The following is a 14,220-nucleotide window of genomic DNA, read 5'->3' on the forward strand; positions in this document are numbered from 1 at the left end:
CATCCCAACCCTGGTGAACCAAGAGATGCGCCTTTTCCCGCACAAACACCGCTTATAGTCCTTCCAAGCCTGCCTAATTATCTCTTTGCAGGGCCGCCTGGTTGATCCTCGAATGCGCGCGTCGAACACAGTTTGCCTTCCCTCCCTCTCGCCTTCCTTCTTGACACCTCCCAGCGGACAGCCTAGCCTTCGGCAATACTAAGACTGTGAAAAGAGAGAGTAAGTGGTTTTAGCCTATGGGGGGGACGACCATGCCGCGCATGCCATTGATTGCTTTCGTCATTGCTCTCCTAGCTGTGCCGGGCGGCGTGTGGAGTGCTGACAGCACAACACCGGAGATACCGACTCTGACCGTGGTTGGGACCGGCAGCGTGACGGCTGCTCCTGATTCGGCGTTCGTGACTGTGGGGATGGATTCGGCGGGCAGGTCGCTGGCGGAGGCGCAGCGCCAGAACTCTGCCGTGATCCAAAAAGTCTTGGAGCGTCTCAAAGAGTTGAAGATTGAGAAGGAACGCATCCAAACCTCCGCATTTACCGTGTCACCTCAGTACAAGTCGACATCCCGACGGTCTGCCGACGCTTCCCCAGCGCCGCCGGAGATCGTCGGGTACACCGTCAGTAACACCTTGACGGTCGAAGTGCGCGAAATCGACAAGGTGGCGTCCGTGATCGAAGAATCCTTGTCAGCTGGCGCCAACCACTTTCAAGGATTGCGATGGGCCTTGCGGGATGAACAACAGGCGCGCCTCAACGCGCTGAAGATCGCAGCCGGCAAGGCGCGCGAGAAGGCGACGGCGTTGAGCGAAGCGGTGAATGTGAAACTCGGCCGGCTCGTGAACGTGACGGAAGGCACCCACGTCGTCGCCCCCATGCCTCGTGTCGGCCGAGCCATGGCTGCCATGGAAGGGGCGGGCGGTGAAGTCCCCATCTCATCCGGGGAGATGAGGGTTGAGGCGACGGTCACATTAATTTATGAGATCGCGCGGTAGTCGGGCCGGTCTTACCTGGCAGGTCCCGTCAGGCCGTCGAGGATATGCGGCAGGTTTTCGGCGTTGGGGTGGTTTTTCATCGTCTGGGCAATATCGTCGAGCAGGGGACCGGCCTCGGGGTTGAGGGCTCGTAACTTTTGCTCCAGATTGCCCGCCGTCAATTCCTCCTGGATCTGCTCCTATGTCAGCTTCCCTTCTTTCAGGTCTTGTTGCAGAATCTTTCCGAGCTGCTGAATTTTCACCATCACATCCGGCGGCAGCTCGCTCATCAATTTTAGGATGTCGGCCTGCTTCTGTGCGCCGATCGGCGTTTGCGCCAGGACAGAGGGCTGCCAGGAGCACCAGAGTGTGAGGAACAGGAGCAAGGTCCAGGTCTTCATGATCCCCTCCTATGGCCGTGCGGCGTGGTGTCGTGAGCCCACATGGCTCCCACCAGTATCTCAACGACTTTTCCGATTGTCAGCTTATTCTCAATTTATCAGAGGAAGAGCGAGAAGCCCGGAAGCGAGGCGTTCCGGCACAGCGCGCCGCGTTCGCTAGAAGTTCGTCTCGAGACTTGAGGGCGTTTTATTGAGGACAGTGGCGGCAGCGCGGGAGAGGGCGGCGTCCTGTTCGTGGCCGAGGGTATAGATGCGGAACTGGATGAGCCTGGTGGGAAGAAGATCCAGAAATTCTTCGAGCGGATCGGTCGAGACTCCTTTGGTCCCTGGGTCGTAGACGTAAAGAGGATTGCCGCGGCGATCCTTCGGGTCCGGTCGGGGATCGAGCGGTGCCATGTCGACGCGGAAGGCGGTCTTCTGCAACGGAGCCGACAGTTCCTTCCTGATCTGCTTTTCAAAATGCTCGTGGCTGGGGAAATCCATCCCCCGCTCCTGCCCCTTTTCCTTGAGCACCGTACTGTAGGCCATCTTCCATTTGATGTCGCGGCCGAGGATGCGCGACCATTCGTCGCCCAACCGCCGTTCCGCCGCATGGCGCGAGGTCTTCCAGTTCCGCACCTGTTCCAGGAGCGACCAGTCGGTCAGCGTGATGTACTCATCCATCTTCTTGCGTGGGTCGTGGGGGAAGAGCAGCTTCATCGTGTCGCCGAAGATGTCGCGCAAGTGAATGTCGATAGCCCTCGTCGTCCGGTGGAAATAGACGTTCGAGTACAGATACATGCGGGTGTTGAGAAACATCTGCAGCGCGGGGAGGCCGGTCTTGTGAATCGTGAAGCCCTTGTCGGTGATGATCGTGTAGTGAATGAGGCGGCTGAGATCCACGGGACCGACGGCGACGCCGCACATGTAGGAATCGCGCAGGACATAGTCGAGGTTGTCCGCGGTGTAGCTTCCGGAAATCACCGGCTGGAGCATGTTCAGCCAGCGGGGGATGCGCGAGTTGTCTTTGCTCTTTTCCTTCAGGATCACGTGGGCGATCTGATCAGGGTCTAATTCCTCGCCCTTCGCGAAGGGGCCTGAGGGACTGCGCCGAATCTTGCGAATGGTCGATCCGAGATGCTCGCGGATGATGATCTGCCCGAGTTTTTCATGGCTGGAGTGCAGCGCGTGCAGATAGTTGTCGTCGAAAAAGTGACAAAAGGGGCCGTGGCCGATGTCGTGCACGAGCGCGGTGATGCGGAGGAATTCTTCGACATAGTTGGCGGAGGGGACGTCCTTGGCCGCCTTTTTGAGGAAGGGATAGAGATGGCGGGCGAACCGGCCCGCCACGTGCATGGTGCCGAGTGAATGGACGAAGCGGCTGTGTTCCGCCGAGGGATAGACCCAGCGGGCGCTTTGGAGTTGATAGATGTAGCGGAGTCGCTGCACCCAAGGCGAATCGATCAGATCTTTTTCGGTCTGTTCATGCTGGTCCGGGTTGGCGTAGGGGACGGTGAACGAGACGTAGTGGTGAATCGGATCGGCGATGAGCGCCGAGCCGTCATAGGGCGCGTTGGATGGATGATCGGATGGCTGCATACCGATGCCGCACATCCATCTTAGCCCAGCGGATCATGAGGCGGCAATGGCTCTTCCGGAGGAATCGGATGTGCGTGGCGATACTTGCTGATGAGATAGTGGGCCACTGGATAGGAGAGGGCTGCCCCGATGAAGCTGAGGACGAATCCGCCGACGGCGAAGGGGACCGCATAGGGCATGACCTGCTCGTAGATGGCGGAAAAACTCAGGTCGTGCCAATCGAAAGCCGGGGTGTCAGACCGGCCCAAGAGGACTGCACCGGTCCAGTACGTGGCGCCGAGGAACGGGACAAGGGTCCAGGGATTGTTGATGGATGCACCGGCAAACAAGGCGAGAAAGTTGAGGCCAAAGACGAACGTGCAAAGACCGACGAGGATCGTATGGAATCCGTAAAGCGGACAGAAGGCGATCCAGACTCCGACCGCGAAGGCCACCGCGGTCCGCTGCGGTGATTCGCGGAGATGGAGGATGTGCCGGAGCAAGGTGCGAATTGATGGAATGGCAGCCACGGTCAATCTGGGACTGGTTTATATGAAGTGTTCGTAACTGGTGACCGGCAAGGGGCGGGACCCTCTCTTCGAAGACCGTGCGTGCATGCCCAGCCGTGCCGGTCGAATCGTCCCGATGTTGGTGATGCGAAATCCCAGCCGCTTCGCTTCGCGCTCGAGCCTCGCCTGATGCCGTGGTGCGACAGTGAAGAGGAGCTCGTAATCCTCACCGCCGGCTAAGGCGACCGCGGTCGGATTGAGCCGTCGACCCTGCGCGTAGGCTCGGCAGGCTGGCGACAAGGGAATGGCTGCGAGATTCACCTCGACTCCCACGCGGCTTTCGTCACACAGATGGTGGAGATCGCCGGATAATCCGTCGGAAAGATCGATCGCCGCCGTCGCCAGTCGTCCCGCACTGAGCCATCGTCCTTCCTTCACGCGGGCGGTCGGGTGCAGATGCCGCTGGATCAAGAACTGTTTGTGTGTTCGGGACAGAGTGCCGCGCTTGCCGCGCCGGTACCGGCGCGAGGCCGCTTCGTTCAAGAGCGTGAGCCCGATCGACGCATCGCCGAGAGTGCCGGTGACATAGAGCAGATCGCCGGCTTGTGCTCCCTTTCGAAGTAACGCCCGGCGAGGCGCGACCGTTCCGATAAGAGCGAGACTCAGGAACCATCCGCTTTTCGAGGCCGAAGTGTCTCCGCCGATGAGGCGGACTCCATGAGGCCGGCAGGCCGCCATCATGCCGCGATAGAGTTGATGCACCTGCGCCCTGGTCCCACCTGAGGGAACGGCAAGGGCGATCAGCAGATATTGCGGTGTCCCGCCCATTGCGGCGATGTCGCTGAGGTTGGCCACAGCAGCCCGATAGCCGATCTCGGAGAACGAAGCGGTGTGACGGTCGAAGTGGATACCTTCAACCAGGAGGTCGGTGGTGAGCAGACTCCACGATCCCGAGGCAGCGCGCACGACGGCGGTATCGTCGCCGATACCGCGGATGATGGAGGAATGTCCCTTGCCGTAGCGACGATGCAACTCCGCGATAAGGGAGAATTCGCGCATGGTGCGAGGAGCCTTCCGCCCGCTCGGGGAATACATTCTAGCGTAGACGTGAAATCGGCGCGGCCGTGATCGTGGCCTGTGTCTGCGCCGGTCTGGCGGCACGGCCGGGACGTTTGGCGGGAGGCCCGGGCTGGCGTGCGTGCTGCGGGGCCTGGGTCTTCTTCCCTGAGCGACTGGCTTTGGAAGGTCGCCGGAGTGCGATCTTCATCACGTCGTCCATGGTGTCGGCGAAGGCCAGCTGGATGCCTTTCAGCAGATGTTTGGGAATCTCATCGAGATCCTTCTTGTTTCGTTTCGGCAGAATGACTATGGACAGCTTCGCGCGTTTCGCGGCCAGGATTTTTTCTTTCAGGCCTCCGATGGGAAGGACGCGGCCCCTGAGCGTGATCTCACCGGTCATGGCCAGGTCACGCCGGGCAGGGATCTGCGACAGGGCCGAGGCGATGGCTGTTGCCATGGTAATGCCGGCGGACGGGCCGTCTTTCGGAATCGCGCCGGCCGGCACGTGAATGTGCAGATCTTGCTTCGTAAACATGTCCGGATTGATGCCGAGAGATTTTTCTCGTGACCGGACGTAGCTCAAGGCAGCTTGGGCCGATTCCTTCATCACGTCCCCGAGATGGCCCGTGAGGGTCAATTGCCCCTTCCCCTTCATGCCGGTCGCTTCGATATAGAGGACGTCGCCTCCAGACTCCGTCCATGCGAGTCCCGTGGCCACGCCGATCTCGTCTTTCTCCAGTTCCGATTCGGGCACGAACTTCGGCACGCCGAGGTACTTGTGCAGATTGGCCTGGTTGACCGGGAAACCGAGGCCCTTGCCCTCGGCGACTTTTTTCGCGACCTTGCGCATGATATTGGCAATTTCCCGCTCCAGATTCCGCACGCCGGCTTCTCTGGTGTAGTGGGCGATGATCTGGCGGATCGCCTGCTCGGCAATCTGGACATGTTTCTGCGTGATCCCGTGTTCCTCCAGCTGACGGGGAATCAGGTACTTCTGTGCGATGCCCAGTTTTTCTTCTTCCGTGTAGCCGGGGATTTCGATGATCTCCATCCGGTCGCGTAACGCGGGCAGAATGGGATCGATCAGGTTGGCCGTCGTGATGAACATGACTTCCGTGAGGTCGAACGGGACCCCCAGATAATGATCGGTGAAGGAATTGTTCTGCTCCGGGTCGAGCACTTCGAGCAACGCCGCCGATGGGTCTCCGCGGAAGTCCATGCCCACCTTGTCGACTTCATCGAGCATGAAGACCGGGTTGTGAGTGCCCGCTTGTTTGATCCCTTGGATGATCCGGCCCGGGAGGGCCCCGACGTAAGTGCGTCGGTGGCCGCGGATTTCCGCCTCGTCTCGGACGCCGCCGAGGCTGATGCGGACGAATTCACGTCCGAGTGCCCGCGCGATCGATTTCCCCAGTGACGTCTTGCCGACGCCGGGGGGGCCGACGAAGCAGAGAATCGGACCTTTCATCTTTTCTTTCAGCTTCCGGACGGCGAGGTACTCGAGAATCCGCTCCTTGACCTTTTCGAGATCGTAGTGGTCTTCGTTCAGCACCTTGTGCGCGGCCTTCAGGTCGAGATTGTCCTTGGACTTTTTCGACCAGGGGAGTTCCACCATCCACTCAAGATACGTGCGGACGGTCGCCGATTCGGCCGTGTCCGGATGCATCTTTTCGAGTCGCTTGATCTGCTTCTCCGTCTCTTTCAGCACTTTCTCCGGCATTTTGGCGTCTTTGATACGCTTGCGGAATTCCGCAACTTCCTCCGCCCGTTCGTCGAGATCGCCGAGTTCCTTCTGAATCGCTTTGAGCTGCTCACGAAGGAAGTATTCTCGCTGGGTCTTGTCCATCTCGCCCTTCGCCTGGGCCTGGATCTTTTGCTGCATGGAGAGGACGTCGATTTCCTTCGCGAGGATTTCACTGACCTGACGGAGCCGTTTGATCGGATCCGTGATCTCCAGCACCGACTGCGTCACTTCGACCTTCAGGCCGAGATTGGACGCCACCATGTCGGCCAGACGGCCTGGCTCTTCAAGGTTCTCGATCACCACCATGACGTCCGGGATCAGGACCTTGCCGAGGCTCACGATCCGCTCGATCTGTTCTTTGACCGTCCGCATGACGGCCTCAGTCTCGAGGGTCGACCCGGTGGCCTTGCCCTCCGTGATCTTGTCGATGCGGACCGAGTAGTAGGGGTCGGTTTGGATGTAGTCGGCGATCTTGGCTTTGGAGAGACCCTGCACCAGAATCTTGATCCGCTCATCCGGCAATTTCAGCATCCGCATGATGATGCCGACGGTGCCGATCGTATGGATGTCGCTCGGCTGGGGATTCTCCACGTCCAGGGCCTTTTGCGTCGCCAGAAAAATCATCCGGTTCCCGGCGAGCGCAGCCTCGATGGCCTTGATCGACATCTCGCGGCCGACGAACAGCGGCAGCACCATGTAAGGGAAGACCACGATATCGCGGACGGGCAGGAGCGGAAGCTGCTCTGGGATCTCGATGTTTTGCGGAGGCTGCAAATCTTGTTCGATGGATTCGCTCATGGAAAATCTGTTCCTGTTACGACGGTTGAATCACGTTGACTGGAGTGTCCGTCATGCGTGAAGAGGTGCAGAAGATGCGTGATATCACCGCGCCCGGCGCCGCGTTCCGTCTGACCGAAGCCGTTCCCGCAGATAGTCGCCGAAATCGTGTCCTAGGGAAGGATTTTTCAAGGCGAACTCGACCGTTGCGATGAGAAATCCGAGCTTGTTGCCTGCGTCATAGCGCTGTCCCTTGATTTCCAGCGCATACATAGGAGATTTTCTGGCAAGTTCCTTGAGCGCGTCGGTCAATTGAATCTCTCCCCCCTTGCCCGGTTTCGTTTTCCTGAGAATGGGGAAAATCTCCGGCGGCAGCACGTACCGGCCGATCACCGCCAGATTTGAAGGAGCGTCAGCCGGGGCCGGCTTCTCCACGAGATCCTGCACCTGATAGAGTCCTTCCCGCAAGGTCTTCGGCGACACGATTCCATAGTGATTCACGTCATGGAGCGGGACTTCCTGCACCCCCAGTACCGCGCCGTTTTTCTTCTTGTAGGTATGAATCAGCTGAGCGAGGCCCGGCACCGGGGCATCGATAATTTCATCGCCCAGAATGACGGCGAACGGTTCGTCACCAATCAGATGTTGTGCGCAGAGAACCGCATGGCCGAGCCCGAGGGCTTCCGTTTGACGGACGTAACAGAAGTTCGCGAGGCTCGATATGTGACGGATCTGACTGAGGAGTTGGGCTTTTCCGTTGCCTTTGAGATTTTCTTCCAGCTCCACCGACCGATCGAAGTGGTCTTCGATCGCGCGCTTGCCTCGCCCGGTGACGATGATGATGTCCTCGATCCCGGAGGCGACGGCTTCCTCAACCGCATATTGGATCAGTGGTTTGTCGACGAGCGGCAGCATTTCTTTGGGAGACGCCTTGGTGGCAGGGAGAAAGCGCGTACCGAGCCCGGCGGCGGGTAAGACGGCCTTGCGGACGTTGAGCAAAGACATGATGCGATACTATGTGATGGGGTAGGGGAAGTCAAGGAATGCACGAAGTCGTCGTGACGTGAAGCCGAACGTCATCGCAGACCAAAACACCTTTACATTGAAAAACCCCCTTCATATAATTTAAGAGTTTGACACGCTCTGATCCGTCGCTGGCGCGAGTGCGTTTAGCTCGTATGGATCTCACGTCCGCAACCTCCGTTCGGGCCCTCATCGTACGCTCCCGGTCCCCTGTGCCGGCAGCCGGACGGCCGACGCAGGGGGTGGTGTCTCGCTCGCACAGGCTCAACCATGCTATCGCGCTCGTCGTGTTGGATGATCTGGGAGAACGGGACTCTGTGAAGGAGCTAGTGCATGCGTTCGGTCCCGGGTGGCTCCTGGTCGTGATGACGACAGTCTGCATGATCGGATTTGTACTTCACGCGGGGGCACAGCAAACCGGCACGACCGTCAAATCGATTGAGATTCGCGGGAATAAACGGATCGAATTGCCGGCGATCACCGGGCGACTGACGCTCAAAGCGGGGGATCTCTACACGCCGGAACGCGTCCGCGGGCAGATCAAAATCCTGTACGACATGGGCTATTTTGAAGACGTGCAGGTGGAAACCGAATCCGTGCCCGGCGGCATGGCGGTCACGTTTCTGGTCCATGAAAAACCCTTCATCACGGAAATCGTGTTCGACGGAAATGAGGAGTTGAGCGACGAGAAGTTGAAAGAAAAGATTACCATCAAGAGCCAATCGTTTCTGGATCAGCAGCAGGCGAAAGAGAGCGCTGAAAAAATCCGTCTCGCGTACCAGGAAGACGGATACTATGACGCACGGGTGATTCCCATCGTTCAGACTCTGGACGAGGATCGGAAGCGACTCACGTTCTTCGTGAAAGAGAACGATAAAGCTCGGATTAAGACCGTGACGTTCGACGGATTGCATTCCGCGACGAAAGAAGAAATGTTCAAGGTGACGGCAACGCGCGAATGGATTCCGTGGTACGGGCTTTTTACTCAGCTCAAGTTGCCGTCGTTCGTGTCCGATGCCGGTATTCTGAAGCGGGAGGAGTTGACGAATGACGTCGAGCGGGTCCGCGAGGTGCTGCTGAACAAGGGGTTCCTGAACGCGCAGATCGGCCTCCCCTCGGTCGAACTCAGCGAGGATAAGAAATGGTTCTCCGTCAGATTTGCCATTTCGGAGGGCGAACCCTTCACCGTGTCCGAGGTCGGTTTTCGCGGGAACACGGTCTTTGAAGTGCCGGACTTGCGCGATGGGTTGAGCATTAAAGAGGGTGAAATTTTTCAGCGGGTCAAGATCCGCGATGAAATCACGCGCATTACCGATCTCTACGGAGCCAAAGGCTATGCATTCGCAGAGGTAGTTCCCAACGTCAACCAGAACGCCGAAGAACGGACCGCCAGCATCATCTTTAATATTAAGGAAGGGGAGATGATGCGGATCCGTCAAATCAACATCAACGGTAACGACAAGACGAAGGACAACGTCATTCGGCGTGAAATACGTGTCGATGAGCAGGACGTGATCGACACGCCATCGCTCAAACGGAGCTTTCAGCGACTCAACAACCTGAATTTCTTCGAGACGGTGGAAATCCTTCCGCAGCAGGTGGAGCCCGACAAGGTGGATCTCAACGTGCGCGTCAAGGAAAAGGCGACTGGACAGTTCAGCATCGGCGGCGGGTTCAGCACCCTCGACAAATTGATGGCGATCGCCGACATCACGGAAGGAAATCTTGGCGGGAACGGCTACCTCGGGCGTATCCGAGGTCAGTTGGGTCAGCAGCGGACGTTGGGTTTGATTACGTTCCGCAATCCCTATCTGAACGACTCGTTAACTTCGATGCAGATCGACGTCTACAAAAGTAATACCAACTACAACACCTATTACGAGAAGAAGTTCGGTGCGAGCCTTACCTTTGGCCGCTGGCTCTCGGAGTATGTGTCGGGCAGCATTAGTCTCGTGGCGGAGGAGTTGGACTACCAAGATCCGAACAACTACTGCCTTAGTACTGTTACTTTTAATAATTTTGTCTGCCGGCAGCTGGGATATCAGACTACGACCGGATTCCGCACCTCGGTGTTTCGCGATACCCGGGATTATTACCTGGATCCCCGAAGGGGAACGAGGATCGGCGGAGGTGTCGATTACGGCACGCCATATCTTGGTGGGACGAACAATTTTTACAAATACTACTTTGATGCAATCAAGTATACTCCCCTCCCGTACGACACGCGGTTTTCGCTGCGAGTAAGATACGGGGATGCGGAAGGCATTAAGGATAAGCCTGTTCCTCTCACCGAGCTCTTTTTTGTCGGAGGCATCAATACCATGCGCGGATTCGCATTCGGTCGAGCCGGACCGGTCAATCCGACCACATACTCCCTGCTCGGGGCGAACAAACAGCTGATCTTCAATAACGATTTCATCTTCACGATTTCGTCGGAGGCGAAGCTCAACGGAGTGATTTTCTTCGACTATGGCAAAGGGTTTGCCCAGGATGAGTCGGTCACGCTCAATTTGCGAAAAGCGGCCGGTATCGAAGGACGATGGATCTCTCCCTTCGGTCCGCTGCGGGTAGCCTACGGTATCAATCTGGAGCCGCGCACCGGTGAGCGAAAAGGCGTCTTCGAGTTCACGATGGGACAGATGTTCTAAGATGACGAAGGAGTTGACACTCGTGGAGTGCAGAGACTTGTGGCAACGCAACAAGGGGATCGCGACAGGATTCGCGACCGGTTGTCTCCTGGCGTTCTGGCTATTGACCCTGCCTGGATGTGCCGGTACTGGGCCACGCATTGAAGGAAAGATCGGTGTGGTCGACCCCGGAAGAGCGTTTAACGATACCACTGCGGGGAAAAGGGTGAAGGATACCTTGGCGGCCTTTTCGAAAAATCGGCAGGCCCTCATCGAGCTGGAGGAGAAAGAGCTCCGCCGCATGGAGGAGGACTTCGTCAAACAGGCCAGTGTGCTGAGTCCGACGGCGAAGAAAGAACGAGAGGATCAGTTTCGTCGGCGGATGGGCGAATACGAACGTAAGGTCAGTGAACTGAACCGTGAAGTACAGGAGAAACAGAAAGACGTGCTGGACGGATTTCGCGACAAGCTGGAGCTCGTTGTCGGGAGGGTCTCCAAACGGCTTGGTCTACAGGTGGTGATCGACAAGGGGAAGGGCGGACCGACCCTTTACAACGATGAGACGATCGACATTACGGGGCAGGTACTCGAAGAATTCAACCGCGAGTATCCGTGATGGAGAGCCGGCTCGGGGGCATGAAGTTGAAGGAGGGAGTGACTATGAAGGGGCGACGGCTGGGAGGTTGGTTGCTGGGTGTCATTGGATGGTGGCTGGTGATTATGTCGCAGGCGGTCGCGGCCGAGGCCATCAGGGTTGCGATCATCGATCAACAGCTTGTGATCGAAAAATCGAAAGCCGGCAAACGTGCGTTGGAAGAGCTCAAGTCCTACGCCTCGACCAGGCAGAAAATCATCAATGCCGACGATCAGGAGTTGAAAGAACTAGAACAGTCGATACAGGACAGCAAGCTGAGCGACGCCGCCAAGCAGGAAAAGCAGGGCCAGTTTCAAGCCAAGCTGGAAGCCTATCAACGCCGGTTGGCCGACTTTAACCGCGAGATTCAACAGAAACAGCGCGAGATGGTCGCCGAATACGCGAAGAAGGTGAGTGATGCGGCGCAGGTCGTCTCCCAACGGGAGGGATACACCGCCATCATCGATCGCGGAAACGACGCCATGATCAGGATCGTGATCTATCACCAGCCGGGCCTCGATATTACAGAGCAAGTGATCAAGGAGTTCGATCGACAGAACAAGTAGGGCTACGGTCCCTTTGGTCTATCTGGTTTATCCGGTTTGTTTGGTTGTCTGGAGTGGCCTTATCGGTTGCTCACGAAACTAACCAAGCAAGCTGATCACACCGTGTTGAACTGATTCATGTGAGGAGGCGTTGTCGATGGCTGTGATGGAGCAGGCAGAAATCCAATCGCTCTTGCCGCACCGGTTTCCGTTTTTGCTGGTCGATCGAATCCACGAGTTGGACCCCGATCGGCGCATTGTGGGCATGAAGAACGTCACGATCAATGAGCCGTTCTTTCAAGGCCATTTCCCGGGGCGTCCAGTGATGCCGGGAGTCTTGATCATTGAAGCGATGGCCCAGGTCGGTGGGATTCTCGCATTCAAATCACTCGGGAACGTGGCCCGGCCGGTGGTGTATTTGACGGGGGTCGACAACGCGAAATTTCGCAGGCCGGTGGTTCCCGGCGACCAGATTCGGTTTGAAATCGACCTCGTCAAAAAACGTGTCCCATTTTGGAAGATGCAGGGAAAGGCATTTGTCGGCACGGAGCTGGTGTGCGAAGCGGGCATCACGGCTATGGTGACGGAGGAGAAGGCTGGTGACGTGAATCGTTAAACGTAAATCGTGAAGAGAAAGTACACGACACATCGGCGACCGTCGAATAATGAATAATGATTAACGTGAACGGGAGGTATCGAGTGCAGATTCATCCGAGTGCCATCGTGCATCCGAAGGCGGAATTAGCCGCCGACGTGGTCGTGGGACCGTTTTGTCACGTCGGCGAGCACGTCAAGATCGGGAAGGGAACGAGGCTGATCTCTCACGTGAGTCTGGATGGATGGACGGAGATCGGAGAACGCTGCGAAATCTATCCTTTTGCGTCGATCGGGGGACCGCCGCAGCATTTGGGTTATAAGGGCGAACCGACCAAGGTTGTGATCGGCGACGACAATATCTTCCGCGAATATGTCACGGTCAACCGAGGGACGATACAGGGAGGCGGTGTGACCTCCGTCGGAAACAAGAATTTTTTGATGGCCTATGTCCATGTGGCTCACGACTGTCGGCTCGGCAATCATCTCATCATGGCGAACGCGGCCAGTTTGGCAGGGCATATCACGATCGGAGATCACGCTATAATCGGAGGCCTGAGCGGGATTCACCAATACGTCCGCGTCGGTGCCTATTCGATGGTCGGCGGTTGTTGTGCCCTCGGGCAGGATCTCCCTCCTTATATGCGTGCGGCCGGAGGGTACCGTGCACGGATGTACGGCCTGAATTCTGTTGGATTGCGCCGGCACGGGTTTTCTCCCGATCGTGTAGCAGTCTTGAAACGGGCGTACGATCTGCTCTTCCGCTCGGGGCACCGGACAGCGGAAGCCGCAAAATTGGCAAGGGTGGAATTCGTCGATCAACCCGACGTCATGACAGTCGTCGCGTTCATGGAGGGTACCAAGCGCGGAATCTGCCGGTCCGTCGAGCGTGATCGGGAGGATGAGGAGGATTAAGCGGGGTGTCTCGACCGCCTTACGCGAACAGCGGGCAACGCATCGGGCTCATCGCCGGCAACGGCCGGTTTCCCATCATCTTCGCCACCAACGCCAGACAACTCGGCTATCATGTGTCGGCGGTCGCCCATGAAGGCGAAACCGAGCCGGAGCTGGCCAATCACGTCGATCGGATTCAGTGGATCAAGATCGGCCAACTCAACAAACTCATTCAAGCCTTCAAGGAGGACGACATCAGCCAGGCCGTCATGTTGGGCGGTATCAAGAAGACGCACGTCTTTACGACGGTGCGGCCGGATTTTCGAGCACTGGCACTGGCTGCCAAGCTGGCGTTGTGGAAAGACGATGACATCCTTCGCGAGATTGCCGCCGAATTGGAACGGGAAGGGATCACGATCCGCGAGTCCACGTTCGGCCTTCAAGGGATCTTGGTCGAAGAAGGAACCTTGACCAGGAAAGGCCCCACGAAGAAGGAATGGGACGACATTCGTTACGGGTGGGAAGTCGCTCACGAGATCGGACGCCTCGACATCGGGCAATGTGTGGTGATCAAGGACCGTGTCGTGGTGGCGGTTGAAGCGGTGGAAGGTACCGATGCAGCCATCAAGCGCGGCGGAGAACTAGCACAGGATGGAGCGGTGGTCGTCAAACGTTCCAAGCCACAACAGGATTTACGCTTTGATCTTCCCGCCGTCGGGCCGCGTACGATCGAGGTGATGCAGTCGGTCAAGGCGTCGGTGCTGGCGCTGGAGGCGGGCAAGACCGTGCTATTGGATCGTGAGGTCATGCTCGAGAAAGCGCGCCAGGCCGGTATCACCGTCATCGGGATCGCATCGCTCGACGCGAGTCCCGAGTGAGCGACCGAAT

The 14,220-nt window shown here is 57.8% G+C and carries 14 protein-coding genes; 7 read left to right on the plus strand and 7 right to left on the minus strand.

What is annotated here, in order from left to right:
• Window positions 1–251 precede the first annotated feature (251 nt).
• Window positions 252–989, plus strand: coding sequence for an SIMPL domain-containing protein (locus VEI50_03810; GenBank protein HXX74228.1), 738 nt, complete (start codon window positions 252–254; stop codon window positions 987–989).
• 11 nt (window positions 990–1,000) lie between these two features.
• Here the strand turns inward: VEI50_03810 and VEI50_03815 are convergent, their stop codons facing one another.
• The 7 genes from VEI50_03815 to galU form a co-directional block, all read right to left on the minus strand.
• Window positions 1,001–1,150 carry a hypothetical protein gene (locus tag VEI50_03815; GenBank protein ID HXX74229.1) on the minus strand — a complete coding sequence of 50 codons (150 nt, stop codon included), beginning with the start codon at window positions 1,148–1,150 and terminating at the stop codon, window positions 1,001–1,003.
• An 18-nt stretch (window positions 1,151–1,168) separates the two neighbouring features.
• Window positions 1,169–1,369, minus strand: coding sequence for a hypothetical protein (locus tag VEI50_03820; GenBank protein HXX74230.1), 201 nt, complete (start codon window positions 1,367–1,369; stop codon window positions 1,169–1,171).
• A 156-nt stretch (window positions 1,370–1,525) separates the two neighbouring features.
• Window positions 1,526–2,962 carry an HD domain-containing protein gene (locus tag VEI50_03825; protein HXX74231.1) on the minus strand — a complete coding sequence of 479 codons (1,437 nt, stop codon included), beginning with the start codon at window positions 2,960–2,962 and terminating at the stop codon, window positions 1,526–1,528.
• A gap of 5 nt (window positions 2,963–2,967) precedes the next feature.
• Window positions 2,968–3,456, minus strand: a complete 489-nt coding sequence (locus VEI50_03830; GenBank protein HXX74232.1) for a DUF2062 domain-containing protein — start codon at window positions 3,454–3,456, stop codon at window positions 2,968–2,970.
• Window positions 3,457–3,474: 18 nt separating this feature from the next.
• On the minus strand, window positions 3,475–4,494 hold the full coding sequence (gene thiL / locus VEI50_03835) for a thiamine-phosphate kinase (protein HXX74233.1): 1,020 nt from the start codon (window positions 4,492–4,494) through the stop codon (window positions 3,475–3,477).
• Between the two features lie 37 nt (window positions 4,495–4,531).
• Window positions 4,532–7,036, minus strand: coding sequence for an endopeptidase La (gene lon, locus VEI50_03840; protein HXX74234.1), 2,505 nt, complete (start codon window positions 7,034–7,036; stop codon window positions 4,532–4,534).
• 84 nt (window positions 7,037–7,120) lie between these two features.
• Window positions 7,121–8,020: a UTP--glucose-1-phosphate uridylyltransferase GalU gene (gene galU, locus VEI50_03845; protein HXX74235.1), complete on the minus strand. Its 900-nt coding sequence runs from the start codon at window positions 8,018–8,020 to the stop codon at window positions 7,121–7,123.
• A 173-nt stretch (window positions 8,021–8,193) separates the two neighbouring features.
• Here galU and bamA point away from each other — a divergent pair, with 173 nt between their 5' ends.
• The 6 genes from bamA (at window position 8,194) to lpxI (ending at window position 14,210) form a co-directional block, all read left to right on the plus strand.
• A complete protein-coding gene (bamA, locus tag VEI50_03850) occupies window positions 8,194–10,686 on the plus strand; it encodes an outer membrane protein assembly factor BamA (protein ID HXX74236.1) in 2,493 nt (830 codons plus the stop codon).
• Between the two features lies 1 nt (window position 10,687).
• The gene (locus tag VEI50_03855) at window positions 10,688–11,281 is read left to right on the plus strand and encodes an OmpH family outer membrane protein (protein ID HXX74237.1); all 594 of its coding nucleotides are present in this window, start codon (window positions 10,688–10,690) and stop codon (window positions 11,279–11,281) included.
• A gap of 44 nt (window positions 11,282–11,325) precedes the next feature.
• On the plus strand, window positions 11,326–11,865 hold the full coding sequence (locus tag VEI50_03860) for an OmpH family outer membrane protein (GenBank protein ID HXX74238.1): 540 nt from the start codon (window positions 11,326–11,328) through the stop codon (window positions 11,863–11,865).
• A gap of 136 nt (window positions 11,866–12,001) precedes the next feature.
• Window positions 12,002–12,460, plus strand: a complete 459-nt coding sequence (gene fabZ, locus VEI50_03865) for a 3-hydroxyacyl-ACP dehydratase FabZ (GenBank protein HXX74239.1) — start codon at window positions 12,002–12,004, stop codon at window positions 12,458–12,460.
• A gap of 56 nt (window positions 12,461–12,516) precedes the next feature.
• The gene (gene lpxA / locus VEI50_03870; protein ID HXX74240.1) at window positions 12,517–13,353 is read left to right on the plus strand and encodes an acyl-ACP--UDP-N-acetylglucosamine O-acyltransferase; all 837 of its coding nucleotides are present in this window, start codon (window positions 12,517–12,519) and stop codon (window positions 13,351–13,353) included.
• Between the two features lie 5 nt (window positions 13,354–13,358).
• Window positions 13,359–14,210 carry a UDP-2,3-diacylglucosamine diphosphatase LpxI gene (gene lpxI / locus VEI50_03875; protein HXX74241.1) on the plus strand — a complete coding sequence of 284 codons (852 nt, stop codon included), beginning with the start codon at window positions 13,359–13,361 and terminating at the stop codon, window positions 14,208–14,210.
• Window positions 14,211–14,220: the final 10 nt, after the last annotated feature.

It is taken from the genome of Nitrospiraceae bacterium, assembly GCA_035623075.1.
Lineage (GTDB): Bacteria > Nitrospirota > Nitrospiria > Nitrospirales > Nitrospiraceae > DASPUC01.

What these genes read in the sequence shown, in the direction of transcription:
- VEI50_03810 (HXX74228.1), top strand. Translation starts at nt 252, where the DNA reads ATGCCGCGCATGCCATTGATTGCTTTCGTCATTGCTCTCCTAGCTGTG.
- VEI50_03820 (HXX74230.1), bottom strand. Translation starts at nt 1,369, where the DNA reads ATGAAGACCTGGACCTTGCTCCTGTTCCTCACACTCTGGTGCTCCTGG.
- VEI50_03825 (HXX74231.1), bottom strand. Translation starts at nt 2,962, where the DNA reads ATGTGCGGCATCGGTATGCAGCCATCCGATCATCCATCCAACGCGCCC.
- thiL (HXX74233.1), bottom strand. Translation starts at nt 4,494, where the DNA reads ATGCGCGAATTCTCCCTTATCGCGGAGTTGCATCGTCGCTACGGCAAG.
- lon (HXX74234.1), bottom strand. Translation starts at nt 7,036, where the DNA reads ATGAGCGAATCCATCGAACAAGATTTGCAGCCTCCGCAAAACATCGAG.
- galU (HXX74235.1), bottom strand. Translation starts at nt 8,020, where the DNA reads ATGTCTTTGCTCAACGTCCGCAAGGCCGTCTTACCCGCCGCCGGGCTC.
- bamA (HXX74236.1), top strand. Translation starts at nt 8,194, where the DNA reads ATGGATCTCACGTCCGCAACCTCCGTTCGGGCCCTCATCGTACGCTCC.
- VEI50_03855 (HXX74237.1), top strand. Translation starts at nt 10,688, where the DNA reads ATGACGAAGGAGTTGACACTCGTGGAGTGCAGAGACTTGTGGCAACGC.
- VEI50_03860 (HXX74238.1), top strand. Translation starts at nt 11,326, where the DNA reads ATGAAGGGGCGACGGCTGGGAGGTTGGTTGCTGGGTGTCATTGGATGG.
- fabZ (HXX74239.1), top strand. Translation starts at nt 12,002, where the DNA reads ATGGCTGTGATGGAGCAGGCAGAAATCCAATCGCTCTTGCCGCACCGG.
- lpxA (HXX74240.1), top strand. Translation starts at nt 12,517, where the DNA reads ATGATTAACGTGAACGGGAGGTATCGAGTGCAGATTCATCCGAGTGCC.